The organism is Roseibium sp. LAB1, from assembly GCF_054658235.1.
Window position 1 is genome coordinate 38,774 of the sequence record NZ_BAAGIB010000007.1, and the last position, 23,425, is coordinate 62,198.

Annotated in this window: 20 protein-coding genes; 10 read left to right on the top strand and 10 right to left on the bottom strand. The window is 58.9% G+C overall.

The genetic code is table 11. The features are described from left to right. Window positions 1-52: 52 nt before the first annotated feature. The 3 genes from dapA to ACYQ54_RS26450 form a co-directional block, all read right to left on the bottom strand. The gene (gene dapA, locus ACYQ54_RS26440) at window positions 53-940 is read right to left on the bottom strand and encodes a 4-hydroxy-tetrahydrodipicolinate synthase (RefSeq protein ID WP_460087772.1); all 888 of its coding nucleotides are present in this window, start codon (window positions 938-940) and stop codon (window positions 53-55) included. 132 nt (window positions 941-1,072) lie between these two features. Beyond that, a complete protein-coding gene (locus ACYQ54_RS26445; RefSeq protein ID WP_460087773.1) occupies window positions 1,073-1,357 on the bottom strand; it encodes a YciI family protein in 285 nt (94 codons plus the stop codon). A 41-nt stretch (window positions 1,358-1,398) separates the two neighbouring features. After that, a complete protein-coding gene (locus tag ACYQ54_RS26450; protein ID WP_460087775.1) occupies window positions 1,399-1,989 on the bottom strand; it encodes a TetR/AcrR family transcriptional regulator in 591 nt (196 codons plus the stop codon). Window positions 1,990-2,528: 539 nt separating this feature from the next. On the opposite strand from ACYQ54_RS26450, the gene egtB reads away from it, so the two are divergent. Together egtB and egtD are read left to right on the top strand one after the other, a co-directional pair. Then, window positions 2,529-3,794 (top strand): ergothioneine biosynthesis protein EgtB, encoded by a 1,266-nt coding sequence (gene egtB / locus ACYQ54_RS26455; RefSeq protein WP_460087777.1) that lies wholly within the window; start codon window positions 2,529-2,531, stop codon window positions 3,792-3,794. Continuing rightward, window positions 3,794-4,741, top strand: a complete 948-nt coding sequence (gene egtD / locus ACYQ54_RS26460) for an L-histidine N(alpha)-methyltransferase (protein ID WP_460087780.1) — start codon at window positions 3,794-3,796, stop codon at window positions 4,739-4,741. Before egtB ends, egtD begins: the two co-directional genes overlap by 1 nt. Window positions 4,742-4,823: 82 nt before the next feature. On the opposite strand, the gene ACYQ54_RS26465 is transcribed toward egtD, so the two are convergent. Beyond that, on the bottom strand, window positions 4,824-5,714 hold the full coding sequence (locus tag ACYQ54_RS26465; protein WP_460087782.1) for an alpha/beta fold hydrolase: 891 nt from the start codon (window positions 5,712-5,714) through the stop codon (window positions 4,824-4,826). Window positions 5,715-6,027: 313 nt separating this feature from the next. Between ACYQ54_RS26465 and ACYQ54_RS26470 the strand changes: the two genes are divergently transcribed. The 4 genes from ACYQ54_RS26470 to ACYQ54_RS26485 all read left to right on the top strand — a co-directional run bounded on the left by ACYQ54_RS26470 (window position 6,028) and on the right by ACYQ54_RS26485 (window position 11,167). Further along, window positions 6,028-6,897 (top strand): MurR/RpiR family transcriptional regulator, encoded by an 870-nt coding sequence (locus ACYQ54_RS26470; protein WP_460087784.1) that lies wholly within the window; start codon window positions 6,028-6,030, stop codon window positions 6,895-6,897. A gap of 52 nt (window positions 6,898-6,949) precedes the next feature. Then, on the top strand, window positions 6,950-7,918 hold the full coding sequence (locus ACYQ54_RS26475; RefSeq protein ID WP_460087786.1) for a TAXI family TRAP transporter solute-binding subunit: 969 nt from the start codon (window positions 6,950-6,952) through the stop codon (window positions 7,916-7,918). 184 nt (window positions 7,919-8,102) lie between these two features. Next, on the top strand, window positions 8,103-10,739 hold the full coding sequence (locus ACYQ54_RS26480; RefSeq protein WP_460087789.1) for a TRAP transporter permease: 2,637 nt from the start codon (window positions 8,103-8,105) through the stop codon (window positions 10,737-10,739). After that, the gene (locus ACYQ54_RS26485; protein ID WP_460087791.1) at window positions 10,736-11,167 is read left to right on the top strand and encodes a universal stress protein; all 432 of its coding nucleotides are present in this window, start codon (window positions 10,736-10,738) and stop codon (window positions 11,165-11,167) included. Before ACYQ54_RS26480 ends, ACYQ54_RS26485 begins: the two co-directional genes overlap by 4 nt. A 4-nt stretch (window positions 11,168-11,171) precedes the next feature. On the opposite strand, the gene ACYQ54_RS26490 is transcribed toward ACYQ54_RS26485, so the two are convergent. Further along, complete coding sequence (locus tag ACYQ54_RS26490) at window positions 11,172-12,059, bottom strand: LysR family transcriptional regulator (RefSeq protein WP_460087794.1); 888 nt, start codon at window positions 12,057-12,059, stop codon at window positions 11,172-11,174. 95 nt (window positions 12,060-12,154) lie between these two features. On the opposite strand from ACYQ54_RS26490, the gene ACYQ54_RS26495 reads away from it, so the two are divergent. Further along, window positions 12,155-13,414, top strand: a complete 1,260-nt coding sequence (locus ACYQ54_RS26495) for a M24 family metallopeptidase (RefSeq protein WP_460087796.1) — start codon at window positions 12,155-12,157, stop codon at window positions 13,412-13,414. Window positions 13,415-13,432: 18 nt separating this feature from the next. Here the strand turns inward: ACYQ54_RS26495 and ACYQ54_RS26500 are convergent, their stop codons facing one another. Together ACYQ54_RS26500 and ACYQ54_RS26505 are read right to left on the bottom strand one after the other, a co-directional pair. After that, window positions 13,433-14,017, bottom strand: coding sequence for a hypothetical protein (locus ACYQ54_RS26500; RefSeq protein WP_460087916.1), 585 nt, complete (start codon window positions 14,015-14,017; stop codon window positions 13,433-13,435). Between the two features lie 78 nt (window positions 14,018-14,095). Continuing rightward, window positions 14,096-15,496, bottom strand: a complete 1,401-nt coding sequence (locus ACYQ54_RS26505; RefSeq protein WP_460087798.1) for a selenium-binding protein SBP56-related protein — start codon at window positions 15,494-15,496, stop codon at window positions 14,096-14,098. 439 nt (window positions 15,497-15,935) lie between these two features. On the opposite strand from ACYQ54_RS26505, the gene yghU reads away from it, so the two are divergent. From yghU to ACYQ54_RS26520, 3 genes are all read left to right on the top strand, one after another. Beyond that, complete coding sequence (gene yghU, locus ACYQ54_RS26510) at window positions 15,936-16,805, top strand: glutathione-dependent disulfide-bond oxidoreductase (protein WP_460087800.1); 870 nt, start codon at window positions 15,936-15,938, stop codon at window positions 16,803-16,805. A gap of 396 nt (window positions 16,806-17,201) precedes the next feature. Further along, window positions 17,202-18,785: a Re/Si-specific NAD(P)(+) transhydrogenase subunit alpha gene (locus ACYQ54_RS26515; RefSeq protein WP_460087802.1), complete on the top strand. Its 1,584-nt coding sequence runs from the start codon at window positions 17,202-17,204 to the stop codon at window positions 18,783-18,785. A gap of 12 nt (window positions 18,786-18,797) precedes the next feature. Further along, entirely contained in the window at window positions 18,798-20,231 is a 1,434-nt protein-coding gene (locus ACYQ54_RS26520; protein ID WP_460087804.1) for an NAD(P)(+) transhydrogenase (Re/Si-specific) subunit beta, read from the top strand. A 320-nt stretch (window positions 20,232-20,551) separates the two neighbouring features. On the opposite strand, the gene ACYQ54_RS26525 is transcribed toward ACYQ54_RS26520, so the two are convergent. From ACYQ54_RS26525 to ACYQ54_RS26535, 3 genes are read right to left on the bottom strand one after another with little or no spacing between them, the layout of a single operon-like run. Further along, window positions 20,552-21,550 (bottom strand): ABC transporter ATP-binding protein, encoded by a 999-nt coding sequence (locus ACYQ54_RS26525; RefSeq protein WP_460087806.1) that lies wholly within the window; start codon window positions 21,548-21,550, stop codon window positions 20,552-20,554. Next, window positions 21,547-22,581 (bottom strand): Gfo/Idh/MocA family protein, encoded by a 1,035-nt coding sequence (locus ACYQ54_RS26530; protein ID WP_460087808.1) that lies wholly within the window; start codon window positions 22,579-22,581, stop codon window positions 21,547-21,549. Before ACYQ54_RS26530 ends, ACYQ54_RS26525 begins: the two co-directional genes overlap by 4 nt. After that, window positions 22,578-23,417 (bottom strand): carbohydrate ABC transporter permease, encoded by an 840-nt coding sequence (locus tag ACYQ54_RS26535; RefSeq protein ID WP_460087809.1) that lies wholly within the window; start codon window positions 23,415-23,417, stop codon window positions 22,578-22,580. Before ACYQ54_RS26535 ends, ACYQ54_RS26530 begins: the two co-directional genes overlap by 4 nt. Window positions 23,418-23,425 lie beyond the last annotated feature (8 nt).

Consider the following 23,425-nt stretch of genomic DNA (forward strand, 5'->3'; position numbering starts at 1 on the left):
CTGCCTTGCCCACCAGAGTGACGAAAGCGGTCTGCCTGGTTCTTCGGCTGGCCTAAGAAATCATCTCAAGACCGGCGAATTCCATCGCCTTGTCGATCTCGTGCCGGGTTACCTCGGAAACCGGCGTCAACGGCAGGCGGACATCTTCGCGGCAAAGACCCAGTCTGGACAGGGCATATTTGGCGCAAGCAGCCGGTGGTTCGAGGAACATCGCCGAATGCAGTGGCAACAATCGATCTTGATAATCCCGGGCAAGTTCCAGATTTTCTGCAAGTGACGCGCTCTGGAATTCCGCGCAAAGGCCAGGGGCCACGTTGGCGGTCACTGAAATGCAGCCCTGCCCGCCATGGGCATTGAAGCCCAGCGCGGCTGCATCTTCCGCACTGAACTGAAGAAACCCCTTGCCGCACAATGCTCGCTGCTTGCTGACCCGCTCCATACTTCCGGTGGCATCCTTGACACCGATTATTCGCGGCCAGCGCGCCATCTCGGCCATGGTTTCCGGCAGGATGTCGATCACGCACCGGCCGGGAATGTTGTAGAGGATGATCGGGATCGCGCTGTTGTCGTGGAGAACCTTGTAGTGGCTGAGCAGGCCTGCCTGGTTCGGCTTGTTGTAATAGGGCGTCACCACCAGCGCTGCGTCTGCGCCGACGGCTTCGGCATGCTGAAGCATATCGAGGGACTGTGCCGTCGCGTTGGAGCCGGTACCGGCAACTACAGGAATACGACCCGCAACCAGGTCGACAACACGTTTGATGATGTCCTTATGCTCGACCTTTGAGACCGTCGGGCTTTCGCCCGTGGTGCCGACGGCAACGAGACCGTCGCTGCCCTGGGCAATATGCCACTCCACAAGACGTTCCAGCGCCTCGATGTCAACGCTTCCATCCCTGAAGGGTGTGACAAGAGCGGGAATGGATCCCTTGAGTTCGAGCATGTGGCATCCTCCCGGAGCCATGCTGCCTGAGTGCGCCGCCCCGTATCCATCGATTGTCTTTCCCAATCGATGTGCCACCAAAAACCTGTCGCTGGCAACCGGCCCCGCCCTTGCATGAACATCTTCCTGCGATCAGGCGGCCAGAAACTCCAGCCGGTCATCCAGACGCGCTGGCGTTATTTCCAGAATTTCGGCGGTAACGACACCTTCCTTGACGAAGGGGTCTTCGGCAACAAAGGTTTCCAACGCCTCCAGGCTTGCGCCATGAGCAAGGATCCCGCCACCCCGGTTCGGCTGAAGGCTGCCGACCATCAGAAAATATCCTTCGTCGAACCCGCGCTGGATCCAGGCCTTGTGGCCATCCATCAGGTCGCCTGCGCGGGACTTGTCCAAAAAGGTAAGGGTCACGACAAACATATCCGTCTCCATGTCGGTTCGTTAAGAAAACAAGGCAGTGGTCAACTGCGGCCCTCAGTTGTTCCGGCCACGATGCCGTCCAGCCAAGTCAGGATCTTCGCCACCTCGCGCTCGACATAGGCTTCATCCTTGAAAGCCTGGGCAAGCGTCGCCACACCCTGGCTCCAACCGAGGACATGCAAGGCATTGTCCCGGGAGCTCGCACCGCAGCCGAGTTCGCGAAACTGACCCTCGAGCCAGTCGCCGAACAGGGCCATGATTTCGTTGGCCTTGTCCCTCGAGGGATGATCGATCTTGGCGAGTTCCGTCGTCAGCGTGCCGACAGGGCAGCCATAGGCCATGATCTTCGCCTGGTTGACGATGACGATCCGGATGAAACACTCGATCCGTTTCTTCGCCTGATCCGCGGTCTCATCCCATTTGGCGAGAAGCTGCCTGCGATCCGACAAGCGCTTGTCGATCACCGCGTCCAGGATCTCGTCCTTGGTCTTGAAGTGATAGTAGAAATTGCCGCGCGATATTTTGACCGCTGAGGCAATGTCGGCAAAGGACGTCTGCGCAAAGCCTTGAGAGTAAAAAAGGCTGTCCGCCGCATCGACGATCTGCCGTCGTGTTTCGCCCGCCGCTCCCATGATCTTCTCCTGTTGTCCTGGCCCACCAGTCCTTAGGACGATTGACCTACGCCTGAATTAAGACAATTGCCCTAATCTGTCAAGGCAGGCTCAAATGGCGCGACCGGGGTGCTGCAGTCAGACAAGACGACTGAGTTCCGAAACCCACTTTCAAGCGCCAGCGGCTCGATTTCCCCTCCCCTCACATCAATGTGAAGACGGGTTGCAGATACTCCTGACACACCCTGTCAGGAGCCCTTTTCTAGACTGCCTGCAGTCAGCCGCTACTGAGTGAGGCGAAAGCTGATCCCGAAAATTCCATCCCGTTCAATGACTTGGTGACTTTCCGAACCGCTATCAGTCAATTGATGACCTAACACAACAATGTTCATTTTGATCAACAATATGCAACCAACGGCCTTCATCGCGCATTTGTGCACAGGGCCGGCGCAATTTCCGACATTGGAATGCCCCGTTCGCTGCCTACCTAGAGACCGCTTGGTGGCAGACTCAGGCCCGGCTGGAGGCACAGCAGCCGGTTCCCGCGTGGAGGGATTGACATGACATTGCTGGATGGACGGACGCGCGCAGCGCCTGTTTCCGCCGTTACGGACCTTTTTGACCAGGTCAGGGCACAGACACTCGCTCTCGCGGCCCCCCTCAGTCCGGAGGACATGGGGCTGCAATCGATGGAAGACGCCAGTCCGCCCAAGTGGCATATGGCGCATACCACCTGGTTCTTCGAGGAGTTCATCCTCAAGCCTTCGCTGCCGGGCTATCAGCCCCGGGACGATCGTTTCGCCGTCCTCTTCAATTCCTATTATGTGCAGGCTGGGCCCAGGCACACCCGGTCCAGGCGAGGTCTGCTGTCACGCCCCAGCGCCACCGATGTGCTGGACTATCGCTCCCATGTTGAGGACGCCCTTCGCGAAGGACTTGCACGACAGGCCTTTTCGCTGGAGGAGGATCAGCTTGAAGACCTGATCACACTTGGATGTCACCATGAAATGCAGCATCAGGAATTGCTGGTTACCGATCTTCTGCACGCCTTTTCCTATAGTCCGCTGCTGCCAGCCTATGTCGAAGCGAAACCTACTCCGGTCAGCGCGGTCGAGGACGCCGAATGGGTTTCCTATGACGGCGGCCTTCTTGAAATCGGCCATGAAGGAGCCGGCTTTGCCTATGACTGCGAAGGGCCGCGCCACAAGGTCTGGCTGGAGCCATACCGGCTGGCAGACCGCCCCGTTACCAATGGCGAGTGGATCGCCTTCATGGAAGACGGCGGTTACACCACGCAGACACTATGGCTGATGGAAGGCTGGGCCGTCCGGGAGAAGAACGGCTGGGACAGCCCCCTTTACTGGTGGCAACAGGACGATCAGTGGTGGACCTTCACCCTGCAGGGCCCTCGCCCGGTCGACCTCGCCGCGCCGGTTGTTCACGTCAGCTATCATGAAGCCGACGCATTTGCCCGATGGGCGGGATGCCGGCTGCCAACAGAAGCCGAGTGGGAGGCGGCCGCCGAGCCGACCCTGATCGAGGGCAATTTCCTGGAGAGCGGAGCCTTTCAACCTGTTGGCCGCAGACCGGGCCTTTGGGGCGATGTCTGGCAATGGACCAGCAGCGCCTTTTCCCCCTATCCGGGGTTCAGGCCGCCAGACGGCGCCATTGGAGAATACAACGGCAAGTTCATGGTCAACCAGATGGTGCTGCGCGGAGGGTCCTGCGCAACCCCGAAGGAGCAGATGCGCGCATCCTACCGCACGTTCTTCTATCCACACCAACGCTGGCAGATGCTCGGCCTCAGGCTGGCGGGAGACCAATGATGACCAAGCATGTTTCCCCCGAAGGTCAGGCAAATATGTTTTGCGATGAGATCATCACGGGACTTCGGAAAGAGCCGAAGACCATAAGCAGCAAATGGCTGTACGATGATGTCGGTTCGCACCTGTTCGAGGCGATTACTGAACTGGATGCCTATTATCCGACACGCACGGAGATATCGATCCTGGCGCGCAATGCCGCCAAATATCGACGCCTTCCAGGCGCGCGCGGTGCGATGGTGGAACTGGGCAGCGGGTCCAGCCGCAAGACCGATCTGCTGCTGGATGCCTTTCCGGATCTGTCCGTCTACATGCCTGTCGACATCTCGGCCAATCACCTGAATGCGGCGGCGGAAAGGGTACGCCGTGCCTATCCGTCTCTGGCGGTCATTCCGGTTGCTGCCGATTTCACACAGCCCTTTGGTCAGTTGCCGTTGCTGCCCGAATTGCCGGTGCTCATCTTCTTTCCCGGATCGACGATCGGCAACTTCGAAAAACCCGAAGCAGCAGCCCTTCTGTCGAACATTCGTTCCGCCATGCCGGAGGCAAGCCTCATCATTGGCGTGGACCGGCCGAAGGATGCCGGGGTCCTGCAGGAAGCCTATGACGACCCGGCAGGCATCACGGCCGCGTTCAACCAGAACCTGCTGCAACGGATCAACAGGGAACTGGACGGAAATTTTGACCTTTCGGCGTTTGCGCACCGCGCCATCTGGAATGTCGGCGAAAGCCGCATTGAAATGCATCTGGAAAGCCTGGCGCAGCAGACGGTAACAGTCGCAGGCGAAACAATTGCCTTTGCGAAGGGCGAGACGATCCACACGGAAAACTCGCACAAATACAGCGAAGAGGCCTTCGCCGGCATCGCCCGTGAGGGCGGATGGCAGATCACCGATGTAGACAGCGATGCGAACAACTGGTTCTCGGTCTATACGCTGCAGGCGGCCTAGGGTCTGATCCCAAAAGGCAATCGGACGGGGCCGCTTTCCAGGCGACCCCGTCCTTTCTCCGTTCATTTGATGCGCCTGAGGTCTATTCGATCTGAGCAATGAAACTGGCCAGGATCGTGTTGAACCGGTCCGGATACTCCCAGAACATCATGTGGCCGCCAAAGGCGTGCACCGCACTGTTGGGCGTGTGGATGGAAAGATAGGCCTTGGCACTGTCGGACCAGTGATCCGCGATCACGAAGGCGGACGGCATCCTGGCATCGATCTCCCTTGCAGTATCCAGGTAGTTGCTGAAATTTCCTGCTGCCAGATAGGCCGCAGCCACAAATGGCGGCGAGTTGGTCGACTGATCGACGATCCAGCGGGACAGTTCCGGCGTGTACTCCTGCTCGATCATGACCTCGTCGGCATACCAGTTGATCACGTTCCGATGGCCTTCAGCCGATTGAATGCCGCTGTAAAGCTCGGCTATTTCCGCGACACTACCTTCGGCCCAGTCACCGTCCTTGCCGGTAAGCGGCGTCGGCGAGAGGTCGATGCACATGTGGGCGGCCGCAGCGTCGACGGATCTTGTCTTGATGAATTCCCAGGTTGTCAGACAGCCGAAGGACCAGCCCACCAGCACCGGCTTTTCGACCTTGAGGTGATCGAGCAGCTTCGCCAGATCTGCCCCTTGCGTGACATAGTTGTTGCCTTCCAGGGTCAGGGTCGAGCGGCCGTGGCTGCGCGGGTCGAAGGTGATGACCCTGTGGTCTTTTGAAAATGTCTCGATCTGATGCTCGAACACCTGAGTGGTGAAAGTCCAGCCCGGAACAAACACGATCGGCAGGCCTGTGCCATGATCCTCGTAGTAAAGATCAACGCCGGGCTCGACTTCGAAAAAGTCTCCGGCGAGTGCCGAACCCGTCATTGACAGCGTCAGCAGCATGAACCGAGCGGATGCGGCCATGGTTCTCGTATTGCAAATTGTCATGTTTCTCTCCCCTTCTGGTCACAGGAAAAAGTGCAATGCCCCCAGTGGATTATAACATTAACAAAACCTTAACGTGTATATTTTTTCAAAAATCAATTTATGCGTGTATTTTTATCAGTGAGGTTTTGAGCAGGCTTCCATGTCTGGCGGCTCTGTTCGAAACCACTCTGAAATCGATCTTCCATCGCCCGACGCGCGCTGGAAAGGCACGTAAAACTCTGAGGATTTTTGGTCGAAAGGCATGGGCTGTTTTCAACGCGAAACATTTGTTTCACAAATTGACAATGTAAAAAACAAATGAAACAGTAACCGGATGGAAACCATTTCGCCGCCCCAGCTCCGCACAGCAATCTCGGCCAATTATGCCGAGCTGAGCGACGCCTTGCGGACGGCGGCTGATTATATTGCGGAAAATCAGGTGGAAATCGCCACGCGCAGCCTGCGATCCGTCGCATCTGCCAGCGGTGTGTCACCGGCCAGCTACACCCGGCTTGCCAGGGCACTGGGCTTTTCCGATTACGAAGAGCTGCGCGAGCAAGCCCGGAACGAATTGAGCCACCGAGGACGGGACACGTTTCAGGACAAGGCCCGGAAGCTTCGCTCCGATGCCGACCAGCCTTTACTGCCGCGCCAGGTTTCCGCGTGTATCGACAACATCAAGGCGCTGGTGGACGACATCGATCCGGCTGTCCTTGATGCTGCCGTCGACCGGCTCAGCCAATCCCGCAAGATCGTCCTGATCGGCGCCCTCGCCTCTGCGGGTTTCACGGACTACTTCGCCTATTTGGCCAAGTGGTTCGACGACAGGTGGATCGTCGCAGGACGCAACGGCGCCACGCTTGGCAGCACGCTGGCCGGGATTACATCCGACGATACGGTGATCGTGTTATCCAAGCACCCATACGCCCACCGCTCGGTACGTGCGGCAAAAGTCGCGGCAGGAAATGGTGCAAAGGTGATTGTACTGACCGACAGCCATGCCTTTCCAGGGTTGCAATTCGCGAATTACCACTTCATACAACGCACTGAAAGTCCTCACTTTTTCTCGTCTTACGCAGCCACGCTTGTGCTCATCGAAACCATAACAGGCATGCTGGTTGCGCGGGCCGGAGCCGAGGCGGAAGCCCGGATCCAGGAGGTCGACAGACACAATCGTCTGCTCGACGAATTTGAAAACGTCTAGCGTGGACCGCCACGCCGGATACAAGAATTCAAACAAAGGGAAGCCAAGTCAAATGATGATGAAACTGAACCTTGCGGGCGCCGTTCTGGCGACCAGCATCGCATTCACCGGCGCAGCCTCTGCAGAGCAATTCATCACCATCGGCACCGGTGGTGTGACTGGCGTTTACTACCCGACCGGCGGCGCCATCTGCCGGCTGGTCAACAAAGGTCGCAAGGAGCACGGCATCCGCTGCTCCGTGGAATCCACCGGCGGGTCTGTCTACAACATCAACACGGTTCGCGCAGGCGAGCTGGAATTCGGTGTTGCCCAGTCCGATTGGCAGTACCACGCCTACAACGGCACCTCGAAGTTCGAGGAAAAAGGTCCGTTTGAGGACCTGCGCGCCGTCTTTTCCGTGCATCCCGAGCCGTTCACCGTCGTTGCCCGCGCCGATAGCGGCGTCAAGTCCTTCGAGGACCTGAAAGGCAAGCGCGTCAACATCGGCAACCCGGGTTCCGGCCAGCGCGGAACCATGGAAGTTCTGATGGAAGCCATGGGCTGGTCCACGGACGACTTCGCGCAGGCAACCGAGCTGAAGGCTGCAGAACAGTCCGCGGCCCTGTGCGACAATCAGATCGACGCCATGGTCTACACGGTCGGCCACCCGTCCGGTTCCATTCAGGAAGCCACCACCGCGTGCGATTCCAACCTCGTGACCGTTGACGGCCCGGTCGTCGACAAGCTGATCGAAGACAACAGCTACTACCGCAAGGCCACCATCCCGGGTGGCATGTACCGCGGCAATGACGAGGACATCAACACCTTCGGCGTCGGCGCGACCTTCATCACGTCTGCAAAGGTTGACGATGAAGTCGTCTATACGCTGGTCAAGTCGGTGTTCGAGAACTTTGATGCATTCAAGAAGCTGCATCCTGCGTTCGCCAACCTGAAGCCGGAAGAAATGGTGAAGGACGGCCTGTCCGCACCGCTGCATCCGGGTGCTGCGAAGTACTACAAGGAACAGGGCTGGATCAACTAAGCCCTATCAACAATGCGGGTCCGGACCAAGTCCGGGCCCGTTTCTCTGCCACGGCCCGGTAAACGTCACCTGGGCCAAGGTGTTTCTTGAATGAATTGTCGGATGCCACGGGCTGCGTGGCAATCGGGTGCCAGCCTTGCGCAACGCCGTCGTTGCGCTTCAGCCGGAAGACCGGGGGAACTTCATGTCTGAACAGAACCAGCCGAACGGACGGGATCAACGACAGGGTCTATCCGAAGAGGAACTTCAGGAACTCGTCGCCTCCTCCGATTCCGGGTCCAGAAACCCTGCGGGATCCGTCGGGATCATGATCGCCACCGTGGCGCTGATATGGTCCTGTTTCCAGGTTCTGCTCGCCTCCCCCATCGTCTATTACGTGCTGCCGTCGGACATCATCAACAACAGCCGACAGGTTCACCTGGCCTTCGCGATGTTCCTCGCCTTCATGGCGTACCCGGCGCTCTCGAGCAGTCCCAGGCATCGCGTCCCGATCCCGGACTGGTTTCTGGCGATTTTCGGTGCCTTCATTTCGCTGTACGGCTTTTTCTTCTACGACAAGATCGTCGCCAACGGCGGCCTTGCGGATGACACGGACAAGTGGTTCGCACTTGCCGGCATCGTCGTCCTCTTCGAAGCGGCACGCCGGGCCCTTGGCCCTGCCATGGCCATCGTCGCGACGGTTTTCCTGCTTTACGTGTTCTTCGGCTCTTCCGAATGGGTCCCGGAAGTCATTCGCTGGAAAGGCGCTTCGCTGCAAAAGGCGATGAGCCACATGTGGATCACCTCTGAAGGCGTCTTCGGCATCGCCCTCGGGGTCTCTACCAAGTTCGTGTTCCTTTTCGTGCTCTTTGGTGCCTTGCTGGATAAGGCGGGCGCGGGCAACTACTTCATCAAGATGGCCTTTGGTGCCCTTGGCCACCTGAAGGGCGGACCTGCAAAGGCCGCCGTCGTCGGCTCTGCCGCCACCGGCCTCATTTCAGGCTCATCCATCGCGAACGTCGTCACCACGGGCACATTCACAATTCCGCTGATGAAGCGGGTCGGCTTCACGTCCGAACAGGCCGGATCCGTGGAAGTTGCCTCTTCGGTCAACGGCCAGATCATGCCGCCGGTGATGGGTGCCGCCGCCTTCCTGATGGTCGAGTATGTCGGCATTTCCTATGTCGACGTGATCACCCATGCCTTTTTGCCAGCCGTAATTTCCTACATCGCGCTGGTCTATATCGTGCACCTGGAAGCCGTGAAGCGGAACATGCCCACCATCGGGCACAAGACGGTCTCGACCCTGCGCACGATCATCGGCATGTTCGTGTTTTTCGCCGCCTTTGCAGCCCTTTGCTACGGCGTGCAATATCCGGTCGGCTGGATCGTGGCTCTGGTGCCGGAAGGCGCTTCCTGGATCCTCGCGCTGCTGGTTTTCGTTGCCTACCTTGCACTTCTGAAACTGGCTGCGAGCGTCGACGATCTTCATCCGGACGATCCCAACGCAAAGGAAATCACGCTTCCGGATATCTCACAGATCTACAAGGCGGGGCTCTACTACCTGCTGCCGATCGTCGTGCTGGTCTACTTCCTGATGATCGAGCAGAAATCTCCGGGCCTGTCCGCCTTCTGGGCAACAGCCCTGCTCTTCGCGATCCTCCTGACCCAGCGGCCGATCAAGGCGATGTTCCGGGGCGAGAACGAAACCGTCGAAGCCTTCAAGGCAGGTTTCCACGATCTTGGCCAAGGCATGATTGACGGCGCGCGCAACATGATCGGCATCGGTCTTGCGACGGCGACCGCCGGCATCATCGTCGGTACGGTGACCCTGACCGGCATCGGCCAGGTGATGGCAGATCTCGTCGAGTTCGTTTCCGGCGGCAATCTCGTACTGATGCTGGTCTTCGTCGGCATCCTGTCGCTAGTACTCGGCATGGGCCTGCCGACCACCGCAAACTACATCGTGGTCTCCTCGCTGATGGCCGGTGTCGTGGTCGAGCTCGGCGCGCAGTCCGGGCTGATTGTGCCGCTCATTGCCGTTCACCTGTTCGTCTTCTATTTCGGCATCATGGCCGATGTGACGCCACCAGTGGGGCTGGCCTCCTTTGCCGCGGCGGCGGTGTCGGGGGGCGATGCGATCAAGACCGGGTTTACCGCATTCTTCTATTCTCTGCGGACCGTCGCTCTGCCCTTCGTCTTCATCTTCAACACCGACCTTCTCCTGATCGATGTCACGGTGACCCAGGGCATACTCGTGTTCATCATGGCGACAATAGCGATCCTGGTGTTTACCGCGGGCACGATGGGCTATTTCCTCACCAAGAACAGGATCTACGAAAGCGTCGCCCTGGTGCTGATTGCCTTTATTCTGTTCCGCCCGGATTTCTTCATGAACCGGATCCAGCCCCCCTTCGAGATCGTCGCTCCGGATCATTTCGTCCAGGCGGTTGGCGATGCACCAGCTGGCAGCGAGATCCGTCTGGTGCTGAGCGGTCCGGATTTCGACACCGGCAAAACGATGGAGACGCGCATTGCCATTTCACCGGGAACGGAAGACGGCGGCGAAGCCAGGCTGCAGGCGCTCGGCCTGACAACCCTCGAAGAAGACGGCGTTCTGAAGCTCGAGGAACCCTTTCCGGGCACACCCTACTTCGAACAGCTCGGAACATTCGACTTCTATGGTGACGAACCCGTGGTCGTGAAGGAAGCCCGGCTTGAAGCCGATCAGATGCCCAAGGAACTGATCTATATTCCGGGTCTCCTGCTTCTGGGCATTGTCTTCATGCTCCAGCGTGCTCGCGCAGGCCGCACCAACCGTGAAGAAGGAGTAGCGGCATGACGAAATCCATCCTGTGTGCTGTCGACGTCCAGCAGGATAACGACACCAAGGTTCTGGAAACGGCCGACAAGCTTGCCCGTCTGGACGATGCCCAGCTCGATGTGATCACCGTTGTCCCGAGCGCCGGCATCAATCTCGTCGCATCCTATTTTGACGAGAACTTCCAGGGCCAGATGGTGGCGGAAACCCGGAAGAAGCTGGTCGAAAAGGTCTCCAGCATTCTGGGGGCCGAAAGGAACAGCGAAATCCGGCATCTGGTCGCGACCGGTTCGATCTATGAAGAGATCCTGGAAGTGGCCAAGAAAACCGAGGCAGACCTCATCGTGATCGGTGCTCACCAGCCGCATTTGAGTGAATTCCTGCTCGGGCCGAATGCGGCCCGGGTCGTGCGGCACTCCAAATGCTCGGTCTACGTGGTGCGGAACTGACGCATCAGCTTTTTGCGAGCAATGCTGATTTCAGCCTCTCGGCCTCCAAGCCGAGCGGCCGCATGTTGGGCCAGGCAATGAAATAGCCCATGCCCGTGGCAAACGTGGCACCGTCCAGCGGCACGAGACGGCCCGAGGAAATCTCGTCCCCCAGCAACGGCAAGGCGCCAAGCGCAAGTCCCTGCCCCTTCAAGGCTCGTCCGATGGACTGGTTGTAACTTGCACACAAGTGAACCGGCCACTCCTTGAGGTCTGCACGGCCGGTGCGCTGGATCCACCCTGGCCAGTCTATCCAGTTGGGCGCCAGCCGCGGATAATTGAGAAGCGGCGGACGTTGACCCAATTCGCCAGGCTGCATGGCCTTGATGATGTCCGGCGTTCCGACAGGAACCAGGACCTCCTGAAACAGCACCTCGGACTGCCAGCCCGGAAAACGGCCATCGCCGTGCAGGATGACAAGGTCGTGCTCCGGCTTGAGCAGGTCTCCAAGATCATCCGCCGTTGCAAGGTTGAACAGACAGGCCTCTTCAGACAGCGCAAAGGCCTTCAGCTTCGGCTGCAGCCAGAAAGCGGCCAGCGCTGTTACGGAAGCAATCCGTACCACAGGCCTCTCCGGAACCTTCAGCACGCTCAGTGCCTGCGTCAGATAGTCCAGTGTCATCCCGGTTTTCTCGGCCAGATATGCACCTGCCTCGGTTGGTTGAAGCCGGCGACCCGACCGCTCGAACAGGTCCACCCCAAGCCAGACCTCCAGTTGCCGGATGCGTTTGGAAACGGCCGCCTGGGTCACGAACAGCTCTTCGGCAGCCTCTGTGAAATTCAGATGGCGCATGGCGGCTTCGAAGAACACCAGCGTGTCGAGCGGCGGAAGAGATTTTCGATAGGCCTGCATTACTTCAGGTTATCCATTCAACTGAATTTTTCCAGCCTTTTAAAGCACACGCCGCCACTGGATATTCCATCTGGTTGAATTGGAGACAATGACAGATGGCGGAACTGGACTGGCACGCGGAACGCAGCGACCTTCAAGGCCTGGCACAATTCGACAGGGCTCCCGAGGTGGAGGGTATAGACCTAGTCGCCGTGCGCACATACCGGCAGCAACGGGTGCGGCAGAAAATGGCCGAATACAACGTGGATGCAGTGATCCTGTCTGACCCGGTCAACATCCGCTACGCGACCGGCACGCGGAACATGCAGGTGTTTTCCATGCGCAATGCTCCCTCGCGCTACCTGCTCCTGACCCAGAACCGCTCCATTCTCTTCGAATTTACCGGCTGCCTTCATTTGGGAGAAGGTTATGAGACCGTCGACGAGGTCCGTCCGTCGAAGACCGCAAGTTTCGTTGCCGCAGGGCCGCACATCGCCGGGCGTGAACGCGCCTGGGCGGCCGAAATGGCGGACATGATCCGGCGGTTGACAGGCCTGAAGGACGCCACTTTGGGGCTGGAAAGGCTAAATGCGGGAACTGCCATCGCGCTGAAGGATGCCGGGCTCAAGGTAGTTGATGCTCAGGAGCCCGTGGAAATGGCACGAGCGATCAAATCACCTGAAGAAATGAAGTGCGTGATCGCGTCCTTGCGCGCGACAGAGACCGGTGTCGGAATGCTGCGCGAGGCAATCCGCCCCGGCATGACAGAGGCTGAACTCTGGTCAGTGCTGCACAAGTCGATCATCGAACAGAATGGCGATTATGTCGAAACGAGGCTCCTGAATGCAGGAGCACGCACAAACCCCTGGTTCCAGGAAACATCGGACAACGTCATTGGCGCGAATGAGCTGATCGCGCTCGACACGGATGTGGTCGGTTGCCACGGCTATTACGCCGACTTTTCGCGCACCTTCCACTCCGGCCCGGACCGGCCGACTGACACCCAGCGCGAGCTTTACAAGGTGGCCTACGAGCAGGTTCACCACAACATAGGCATCCTGAAACCCGGCATGAGCTTTCGCGATTATGCGGACCATGCCTGGAACATTCCCGACCGCTATTATGCCAACCGGTATTACCTGTCTGCACACGGCTGCGGAATGACCGGTGAATATCCCTACCTCTATCACCATGGCGACTTTCCGGACGCCGGGTATGACGGCATCGTGGAGCCGGGCATGACACTGTGCGTTGAAAGCTACATTGGCGAGGAAGGTGCCAAGGAAGGCGTGAAGCTGGAGCAACAGGTCCTGATCACCGAAACCGGCATCGAGACTCTGTCCCGGTTTCCTTTCGAGGCCCATCTTCTGGCTTAGGGCGCGGCTCTGCCCGGCTCAGCTCCGGAGAGCCAGGATCAGGGCAAATACACCGACGAAAACAAGGCTTGCGGCCCAGACCCTGTCGAGGTTGAACCATGCCTGTTGCAGGAACCGCAGGCCCAGCCAGCAATAGACACCGATGGCCAGAAGACCGCCGGCGAGTGCCATGGCAAGCGTATGAACGGCTGCAACGAGCAATGCCATCCTCACATCCGCCCCCATGAGCGTACCCGCCGCGGTGTGGCCGGCTTCCTGTTCCATCGCGCAGATGCCCAGATAGATCGGCACCAGCATCAGCCCGGCCCCATGGGCGATCGCCACCAGAAAGGACCATAATCCGAGCTTTGCCGGTGAGATCCGGGCCAGAAACCGCGGATGGCGATCGACGATCAGCAGGTACAGCCCCATGCCGATCACCAGACAGGCGGCGCCGATCCGGATTTGCCGCTCCAGGCTCACCAGCGCGACCATTGCCGAAAAGGGAAGCAGAATAACCAGCATCGCCGCCAGGTGCCCGGCTGCCAGCAGCATCAGCGCACGCGGCAAGGCGAGCGCGCGCTGCTCCATAAGGGCAGCCGACACTGCAAGGGGCCAGCCCATTCCCGGGTTCAGGCCATGATAGAGCCCCGATGCAATGACGGCCCACCAAAGGGCCGTCACACTCGCCTCGTCCAAAACCTAGACCGACGGGAAGCAGAAACTGTCGGTTGAGCAGTCGCCGCCCTCAAGCCGGATCTGGTGTGACCGGTAGCCCTTTGGAAAGTCGACCCAGAAATCCGGATCGAGCGACAGACCGCCACCGGCACCGACGCGGGCCATCACCATCGCCGCGCCGCCCTCGCCAGGATAAAACTGCTCATCCCAGGTGGAATAGAGTGAATTTGTCCAATAGACCCGCTGGCCGTCCCGGCTGATCTCGACCATCTGCGGTCCATAACCGAATTCCTTGCCGTTCGGATGTTTTGTCTTTTTCACAATTCCGCCGATCTCGACCTTGCCGGCAAGCGTCGGGTTCATCGGATCGGAGACGTCGTACTGGTGCATCTCGCCCGTACCCCAGCAGGCAACGTAAAGATACTTGTCATCGAGGCTCAGATCGATGTCGGTCACCAGGGGCGGAACGGCGGAAAAGCCTTTCAGGAGTTCGGGAAGGTCTGCCGGATCGGCTGGTTGCGGATCGATGGTGATGGTCTTTTTGGCTTCAAACGTGCCGTCATCCTTGCGCCACCAGGTGAAGATTGCTCCCTGCAGGTTTGTCGTGTCGACAACGACGCCGCAAAAGCCGAACTGTTTGGCGGGATCGTGGGCAGGACGAACCTCGAGGGCCATCTGGTGGTTTGCGCCAAGATCGATTGTCTGGATGTTCTTCCGCCCGCGTAGATCCCAGAAATGCAGGCTGTGGCCGTATTTGTTGGACAGGAGGTCTTCCGCGACAAGGCCGTTCTCGAACTGCGGCGGCAGTCCCCACTCCGACGATACCATGTAGTCCCGCGGCAGATTCCACCAGAAGTCATAGTGTTTGTCCTGGATGCCGCGATCCATTTCATACCGGCCGAGAATGTCGAAGGTCTCGCAGTCCATGATGAAGATGCCCGGAGGTCCGTCGGTGCCGTCAGCGCCGCCTCCGCCGAGGGTCGAGACATAGATGCCTTCCGGGCCGCAATGGATCGTGTGCGGGCGGGAGTAGCCTGTCTTGGCGAACACTTCTTCCGGTTCGATGATCTTGTGAATCTTTGCCTGAAGTGGCTCTTTCACGTCGATAATGTAAATACGCGACGACCGGATGCCCGGAATAATCAGGTAGCGGCGTTCCAGAAAGGCGTGCCCCGTTAATGGCGACAGCGCCGAAGAACAGGCGTTCCAGCCGAAATGGTGGAATTCGTCCCCCTTGTTCGGCATGAAGACGGAATGCACGATCTTGCCGTAGTCAGGGCTTTGCGGATCGACATTGACGACGGCAAGGCCATCGGGCTGCGAGAAATCGGGACTGAGCATCAGGGTAAAAGCCAGCTTTTCAACCGGCGCTTCCATCGCCATCCGCGGCGTCGGATAAAAGCTCGGATCGGGTCTCAAATTCATGTCGTCCTCCCTAAACTTGATGAAATTCAAGACGGGCTGTCCGCAGTCATTTTTGTTTTTGCCGACCTCCCGAATGTGTCTCCAGTGCTGCTTGTCAGGCCTTTGCGCTCGAACCCTGGTGACGCTCGTCTGAGTGACCAACGGCTTTTCCGATCGCGTTTGGAAAAGAATGCCTCAAATAAGACCTCGGGTCGATGGCGAAAACGCATCCTAACTTTGCAAAGGTACGCAGAACAGGAAACCACCAACCCGGCTTTTGCAGCAACCTGATTTTCGCAGCACCTGTTTTGAAACAATTATTTGCCTCTCCCCCAAAAACAGGCCTAGGCAATCCTGCCATTGCCGCCTACTTAATCGTAAGATTGCGATGGATCACGCTGATTGTTGTTCCGTCCATTGCTTCCGTTTACCGCCCGACCCGTTCCGGAGACCCTTGCCCATGAGTGACCCGACCTACACCCCGCCCAAAGTCTGGACCTGGGAACAGCCAAGCGGCGGCCAGTTCGCCAACATCAACCGGCCCGTATCAGGTGCAACCCACGAAAAGGACCGGCCCGTCGGCAAGCATCCGCTTCAGCTTTATTCTCTGGCGACCCCGAACGGCGTCAAGGTGACGGTGATGCTTGAGGAGCTGCTCGCGCTCGGTCACAAAGGCGCCGAATATGATGCCTGGCTAATCAAGATCAACGACGGCGACCAGTTCTCCAGCGGCTTCGTGGAAGCAAATCCGAATTCCAAGATTCCGGCGCTCGTCGATCACTCGACTGCAACACCGACGCGGGTATTCGAGTCCGGCTCCATCCTGTTGTATCTGGCTGAGAAGTTCGGCGAATTCCTGCCCAAGGACCCGGCGAAGCGCACCGAAACGCTGAACTGGCTGTTCTGGCAGATGGGATCGGCTCCCTATCTCGGCGGCGGATTCGGTCACTTCTACGCCTATGCGCCGGAAAAGTACCAATACCCTATCGACCGTTTCGCCATGGAAACCAAGCGCCAGCTCGACGTCCTCGACAAGGCCCTTGCCGAACGTCCCTATATCGCCGGCGACGACTACACCATCGCGGACATGGCGATCTTCCCCTGGTATGGCGGCATGGTGCTCGGACGCGCCTATGGTGCAGCGGAATTCCTCTCCGTTCACGAATACAAGAGTCTTCTGGCCTGGGCGGAGAAAATCGACGCTCGCCCGGCGGTTGTTCGCGGACGCAAGGTGAACCGGACCTGGGGTGAAGATCACGAACAGCTTCCGGAGCGTCATGATGCCGCGGACCTGGACGCGAAAGTCGCGCTGGACCCGGCTGCCGAATAAATTTTGATCCGGCAGCGGCTCTTTCCCCAAGAACCGCTGCCGGAAATTTAAACACGACCAGTCTTTGGTCAATATGCTCGGATATTTGTATAGGGTCAGGAAAATTTACTATTTCCGGGCTCAATTTGAGTATTCCGGCCACCAGATGCCGGTCCACACAGTTTCCGATACCCCTATTTTGTAAATCCCGTGAAATTTATATCGCACTGCTCTCACTGTGCAGTGCGAAAATACCCTCCAAATTCAATCGGAAGACACCTTGTCATAAGTAAAATTTTCGTTTCTAAATTCGCAGCACGTTTGTGAGGGACAGGACGCACGGGGGGAGCATGTTCGCCAGACCGGCAAACTTGCCCTCAACAAAGGCCAATTCCTCGACACTTGCTGGAGAGACGTATGCCAGAAGCCCTTAAGATCGGCACACCAAAGGAAACCTTCCCCGGGGAGAACCGTGTGGCGATGACCCCCGAATCCGCAAAGCAGCTGCAGAAGCTCGGCTTCACCTGCATGGTGCAAAGCGGAGCCGGAGTTGCCGCCGGTTTTTCCGACCAGGCTTATGAAGAAGCCGGAGTTGAAATCGTCAAGACTGCTGCGAGCCTTTGGAAGAAATCGGACATCGTGACCAAGGTTCGTCAGCCGGACGACAAGGAACTGGGCTACCTCACCAAGGACAAGACCCTGATTTCCTTCTTCAACCCGGGTGGCAACGCCGACGGGCTGGAGAAAGCGAAGGAATCGGGTGCGAACGTGATCGCCATGGAAATGGTGCCACGTATCTCGCGCGCCCAGAAAATGGATGCGCTCAGCTCCATGGCCAACATCGCCGGCTACCGGGCCGTGATCGAGGCAGGCAACAATTTCGGCCGCTTTTTCACTGGCCAGATCACCGCTGCCGGCAAGGTTCCGCCTGCAAAGGTTCTGGTTGTCGGTGCGGGCGTTGCAGGTCTTGCTGCCATTGGCACATCCACCTCACTCGGCGCAATCACCTATGCGTTCGACGTGCGCCCGGAAGTGGCGGAACAGGTCGAATCCATGGGCGCGGAATTCGTCTATCTGGATTTTGAGGAAGAACAGCAGGATGGTGCCGCGACCGGCGGTTACGCCAGCGTCTCCTCACCGGAATTCCGGGAAGCCCAGCTCGCCAAGTTCCGGGAGCTGGCCCCGGAGATGGACATTGTCATCACCACGGCGCTGATCCCCAACCGGGACGCCCCGAAGCTGTGGCTGGAAGACATGGTCAAGGCCATGAAGCCGGGTTCGGTGATCGTCGACCTTGCAGCCGAACGCGGCGGCAACGCGGAAGGTACTGTCAAGGACGAGAAGATCGTCACCGAGAACGGTGTCACCATCATCGGCTACACCGACTTTCCCTCGCGCATGGCTGCCCAGTCGTCCACGCTGTACGCCACCAACATCCGCCATATGCTGACCGACCTGACGCCCGAGAAGGACGGTCAGATCGTTCACAACATGGAAGATGACGTCATCCGCGGCGCGACCGTGACCCATCAAGGCGAGATCACCTTCCCACCGCCTCCGCCAAAAGTGCAGGCGATCGCGGCAAAATCGAAGGAAAAGCCGAAGGAACTGACGCCGGAAGAAAGGCGCGCGCAGGAAACTGCCGCTTTCAAGGCGCAGACGAAACAGCAGGTGACCCTGCTGGCCGTCGGCGGCCTGCTCCTGATGCTGGTTGGCCTAATCGCGCCGGCCAGCTTCATGCAGCATTTCATCGTCTTTGTCCTGTCGGTGTTTGTCGGCTTCCAGGTCATCTGGAATGTCAGCCACTCGCTGCACACGCCGCTGATGGCTGTCACCAATGCCATTTCGTCGATCATCATTCTCGGCGCCCTGATGCAGATCGGATCCGGGTCCTTCCTGGTGATCCTGCTGGCAGGTCTCTCCGTTTTCATGGCCGGGATCAACATCTTCGGCGGTTTCCTCGTCACCCGGCGCATGCTCGCCATGTTCCAGAAATCCTAAGGAGGCCGGCAGATGGAATTCGGTTTCACGACCGCCGTTTACGTTGTTGCGGCTGTTCTGTTCATCCTGTCCCTGGGAGGCCTTTCCGGCCAGGAAAGCGCCAAGCGCGCCATCTGGTATGGCATCGCCGGCATGGGACTGGCCGTTGTCGCCACCCTGATCGGACCGGGCTCCGGCCTTTGGCTGCTGTCCCTCATCCTGATCGCCGCTGGCGGGATCATCGGTTATTTCGTGGCGCAACGCGTCCAGATGACCGAAATGCCCCAGCTTGTCGCGGCCATGCACTCGCTTGTGGGTCTGGCCGCCGTCTTCGTCGGCTACAATGCCTATATCGAACTCGGCAACGTGCTGGCGATGGGCGAAGAAGAACGCCATGCGCTTGAAGGCTTCGCCGCTATCCTGGCGCACAAGACACCGATCGAACAGTCGATCCTGAAGGTCGAAGTGTTCCTCGGCGTCTTCATTGGTGCCGTCACCTTTACCGGCTCTGTCGTCGCCTTCGGCAAGCTGGCCGGCAAGTTGACGTCCAAGGCAGAAAAACTGCCGGGCGGTCACATGCTGAACGCGAGTGCGGCAGCGCTCAGTGTCATTTTGTTGCTGATGTTCCTGAACGGCGCCGGCATCTGGACCCTGGTCCTGATGACGCTGCTGGCTTTCTTCATCGGCTATCACCTGATCATGGGCATCGGCGGCGCCGACATGCCGGTGGTGGTGTCGATGCTGAACTCCTATTCGGGCTGGGCCGCGGCTGCCATCGGTTTCTCGCTCGGCAACGACCTGCTGATCGTCGTCGGCGCGCTCGTGGGTTCGTCCGGTGCGATCCTCTCCTACATCATGTGCAAGGCGATGAACCGGTCGTTCGTTTCCGTCATTCTCGGCGGTTTCGGCAACACCACCGGTCCGGCCATGGAAGTGGAAGGCGAGCAGATCGCCATCGACAGCGACGGCGTTGTCGCGGCACTCGAAGATGCCGACAGCGTCATCATCGTTCCGGGCTACGGCATGGCGGTGGCCCAGGCGCAGCAGTCGGTCAGCGAGCTGACCAAACGTCTGCGGGCCAAGGGCAAGGAAGTTCGTTTCGCGATCCACCCGGTCGCCGGTCGCCTGCCCGGGCACATGAACGTGCTCCTGGCCGAAGCCAAGGTTCCGTACGACATCGTTCTGGAAATGGACGAGATCAACGAGGACTTCCCGTCAACGGATGTCGTGATCGTCATCGGCTCCAACGACATCGTCAACCCGGCGGCCCAGGAAGACCCGAACTCGCCGATCGCCGGCATGCCCGTTCTGGAAGTCTGGAAGGCAAAGCAGGTCTTCGTTTCCAAGCGCGGCCAGGGAACGGGCTACTCCGGTATCGAGAACCCGCTGTTCTACAAGGAGAACACGCGCATGTTCTACGGCGACGCCAAGGCCAGCCTAGACAAGCTGCTCACCCAGATCGGCTAAGGTTGAAGGCAGAAAAACCAAAAGCCGCTCCGGGAAACCGGGGCGGCTTTTTTCGTTGACTGAACCCCGCCCCCCCCCTCACCGTCACTCCGGTCGAGTGCCACCATAGTTGCCCGCTGATCCGGCAATCCAGACATCAGAGTGAGCGCAGCGAATTCATCCCCTCGATAGATCGGGTTCGGTGTGCTGTTGAAACGAGCATGTCCGGATGTCGGATCGACGTTCGATTTCACTTCAGCTGTCCGGAATGACGGCCCTTAAAGACAAAGGCCTTCCGGATCTCTCCGGAAGGCCTTCAGATCGTCGGGTTTTCCTGAAACTTAAGCCCGCAACCGGGCCCCGTCCTTGTCGAAATAGAACGACTTGTCTTTCGAGATACCGAAGCTCAGCTCACTGCCCGGCTTGATGGCGTGCTGGCCGAACAGCCGTGCGGTGATCTGGTGTCCGTCCACCTTTGCGATCACATTGGTGTCCCCACCCAGCTGTTCCACATGCTGGACCGCGGCCTTGAGTTGCCCCTGCTCGCTCACAAACAGATCCTCCGGACGGATCCCGAGCGTACGGCTATCGCCTTCGCGCACGAGACTGGCAGGAATGAAGTTCATGGCCGGAGACCCCAGAAAACCGGCGACGAACTGATTGACCGGATTGTTGTAGAGTTCCATCGGACTGCCGATCTGCTCGACGCGTCCCGCGCGCAGGACCACAATCTTGTCCGCCAGCGTCATGGCTTCGGACTGGTCATGGGTCACATAGATCATCGAGGTCTTGAGCTGCTGGTGCAGGTTGGCGATCTCGAGCCTTGTGTTCATGCGCAGCGCCGCATCCAGGTTGGACAGCGGTTCGTCGAACAGAAACAGCTTCGGGTGACGCACGATCGCCCGGCCGATCGCAACACGCTGGCGCTGACCGCCGGACAGTTCCGAGGGATACCGGTCGAGATAGTCCTCAAGGTTCAGCATGCGGGTCGCTTCGGCAACGCGCTGTTCGATAACCTGCTTGCTCTGCTTTTCCTGCTTGAGCGCGAGGGTCATGTTGTTGCGCACGTTCAGATGCGGATAAAGCGCGTAGCTCTGGAACACCATGGCGATGCCGCGCCTGGACGGTGGGGTCGTATTGACGACGTCCCCACCGATGGTGACCTCGCCGGAGGAGACGTCTTCCAGACCCGCGATTACCCGCAACAACGTGGATTTGCCGCAGCCGGACGGCCCGACGAAGACGACGAATTCACCGTCTTCCACCTCGAGATTGATGTCCTTCAGGACATGAACGTTGCCGAAAGACTTGTTGACGTTGGACAGGGTTAGCGCCGTCATGGCGTTAGCTCCTTTAGCAAGACAGAATGACCGGTGCGGATGCTCTCGTCGGCGGCAAGGCAAATTGCCAGCGACCGGACGGCATCCTGCATGTGCCGGCTGAGATCGATATTTTCGGAAATCGCACGGAGCATGAACGCCTGCTCGGCGTCGCAGAGTTCCTGGTGGCCGGGTTCACCCGGCAGATCGATGCGCCGGTCGCCTTCAGATCGGTGAACCAGAAGTCCGCCTACCCTGGTGTGGCCGTCGACATCGGCGGATGCGCCCTTGTCGTCCTCGACAATCGAGACGGATCCAGAGGGCGAGACGACATCCTTCACGAAGAAGGCGGTCTCCGACATCATTGGCCCCCAACCGGCTTCGTACCACCCGACAGAGCCATCATCGAAGAAAACCTGAAACTGGCCGTAGTTGTACATGTCCGGCGCAATTTCATCGGAAAGCCGCAGTCCCATGCCGTGAACCTTCACGGGTTCGGCATCGGTGATCTGGCACCAGACATCGACATAGTGCACGCCGCAATCCACAATCGGTGCCGTCGTTTGCATCAGGGCCTTGTGAGTCTCCCACTCAGCGCCCGAGCTTTGCTGATTGAGGTTCATGCGGAAGACATAAGGCCCGCCGAGCCCCCGCGCCTCCTCGATCAGCCGAACCCAGGACGGATGATGTCGCAGGATATAGCCGACAGCGAGCTTGCGGCCGGTTTCTTCGGCGCAAGCGACCACCCGTTTGGCATCTGCAACTGTTGTCGCCAGCGGCTTTTCGACAAAAACATGCGCCCCTGCCCGCATCGCTGCGACCGCGTAATCCGCATGGGTGTCCGAATAGGTGGAAATAACCACCAGATCCGGTTTCGCGGTTTCCAGCGCCTGCGCGTAATCCGTGAAGACCGGATAGCCGGCGAGGTCCGAATGCGTGATCCGGCCCGACCGGTTGACGAGACCGACGATCTCCGCATTTTCGTGTTTGTGATGAGCCAGAGCATGGGAAAGTCCCATGTTGCCGAGGCCGACGATCAGAACCCGGATCATTTAACTGCTCCCGAGGTGATGCCGCGGATGAGCTGGCGGGAAAAGATCACGTATAGAATGAGTACCGGCAGGATCGCCATGGAGAGCGCGGACAGGACCGCGTTCCAGTCGGTGACGAACTGGCCGATGAAGACCTGGCTGCCGAGGGTCAGCGTCTTGGTTTCTTCAGCCGGCGCCAGGATCAGCGGGAACCACAGATCGTTCCAGATCGGGATCATGTTGAACACGGCGACCGTCGCCATCGCCGGACGCACGAGCGGCAGAACCAGACGGAAGAAGATCGTGTATTCCGACAGCCCGTCGATACGTCCCGCGTTCTTCAGATCGTCCGAGACCTGCCTCATGAACTCGCTCAGGATGAAGACGGCCAGCGGCAGGCCCTGCGCCGTATAGACGAGGATCAGGGCCATCAGCGAGTTGACCAGACCGGTTGCGACCATCATTTCCAGAATGGCCACTGTGCCGATCCGGATCGGGATCATGATGCCGAGCGCCAGATAGAGGCCCATCAGCATGTTGCCCTTGAAGCGGTATTCGCTGAGGGCAAAGGCCGCCATTGCCCCGAAGAGCAGAATGAAGGTCAGCGACACCACGGTGACGATCATGGAGTTCTGGAAATAGAGGAAGAAGTCCCCCTGCTTCATGACCGTCTGGTAGCCGATCAGCGAGAAACTGTCGGCATTGGGCAGCGCCAGCGGTTCACGGAAGATCGCCTTGCGGCTCTTGAAGCTGTTGATCAGGATCACGAAGACCGGGAAGAGCGCGATCAGCGTGTAGAGGATCAGAGCGCCGTGCATGGCGGCGGTGTTGAGCGGGTTGGTACGCGCCTTGTTCATGTGACGAC

Excerpts from the sequence above, each read along its gene's own strand:
- dapA (WP_460087772.1), bottom strand. The coding sequence starts at position 940 with ATGCTCGAACTCAAGGGATCCATTCCCGCTCTTGTCACACCCTTCAGG.
- ACYQ54_RS26445 (WP_460087773.1), bottom strand. The coding sequence starts at position 1,357 with ATGTTTGTCGTGACCCTTACCTTTTTGGACAAGTCCCGCGCAGGCGAC.
- ACYQ54_RS26450 (WP_460087775.1), bottom strand. The coding sequence starts at position 1,989 with ATGGGAGCGGCGGGCGAAACACGACGGCAGATCGTCGATGCGGCGGAC.
- egtB (WP_460087777.1), top strand. The coding sequence starts at position 2,529 with ATGACATTGCTGGATGGACGGACGCGCGCAGCGCCTGTTTCCGCCGTT.
- egtD (WP_460087780.1), top strand. The coding sequence starts at position 3,794 with ATGACCAAGCATGTTTCCCCCGAAGGTCAGGCAAATATGTTTTGCGAT.
- ACYQ54_RS26465 (WP_460087782.1), bottom strand. The coding sequence starts at position 5,714 with ATGACAATTTGCAATACGAGAACCATGGCCGCATCCGCTCGGTTCATG.
- ACYQ54_RS26470 (WP_460087784.1), top strand. The coding sequence starts at position 6,028 with ATGGAAACCATTTCGCCGCCCCAGCTCCGCACAGCAATCTCGGCCAAT.
- ACYQ54_RS26475 (WP_460087786.1), top strand. The coding sequence starts at position 6,950 with ATGATGATGAAACTGAACCTTGCGGGCGCCGTTCTGGCGACCAGCATC.
- ACYQ54_RS26480 (WP_460087789.1), top strand. The coding sequence starts at position 8,103 with ATGTCTGAACAGAACCAGCCGAACGGACGGGATCAACGACAGGGTCTA.
- ACYQ54_RS26485 (WP_460087791.1), top strand. The coding sequence starts at position 10,736 with ATGACGAAATCCATCCTGTGTGCTGTCGACGTCCAGCAGGATAACGAC.
- ACYQ54_RS26490 (WP_460087794.1), bottom strand. The coding sequence starts at position 12,059 with ATGCAGGCCTATCGAAAATCTCTTCCGCCGCTCGACACGCTGGTGTTC.
- ACYQ54_RS26495 (WP_460087796.1), top strand. The coding sequence starts at position 12,155 with ATGGCGGAACTGGACTGGCACGCGGAACGCAGCGACCTTCAAGGCCTG.
- ACYQ54_RS26500 (WP_460087916.1), bottom strand. The coding sequence starts at position 14,017 with ATGGGCTGGCCCCTTGCAGTGTCGGCTGCCCTTATGGAGCAGCGCGCG.
- ACYQ54_RS26505 (WP_460087798.1), bottom strand. The coding sequence starts at position 15,496 with ATGAATTTGAGACCCGATCCGAGCTTTTATCCGACGCCGCGGATGGCG.
- yghU (WP_460087800.1), top strand. The coding sequence starts at position 15,936 with ATGAGTGACCCGACCTACACCCCGCCCAAAGTCTGGACCTGGGAACAG.
- ACYQ54_RS26515 (WP_460087802.1), top strand. The coding sequence starts at position 17,202 with ATGCCAGAAGCCCTTAAGATCGGCACACCAAAGGAAACCTTCCCCGGG.
- ACYQ54_RS26520 (WP_460087804.1), top strand. The coding sequence starts at position 18,798 with ATGGAATTCGGTTTCACGACCGCCGTTTACGTTGTTGCGGCTGTTCTG.
- ACYQ54_RS26525 (WP_460087806.1), bottom strand. The coding sequence starts at position 21,550 with ATGACGGCGCTAACCCTGTCCAACGTCAACAAGTCTTTCGGCAACGTT.
- ACYQ54_RS26530 (WP_460087808.1), bottom strand. The coding sequence starts at position 22,581 with ATGATCCGGGTTCTGATCGTCGGCCTCGGCAACATGGGACTTTCCCAT.
- ACYQ54_RS26535 (WP_460087809.1), bottom strand. The coding sequence starts at position 23,417 with ATGAACAAGGCGCGTACCAACCCGCTCAACACCGCCGCCATGCACGGC.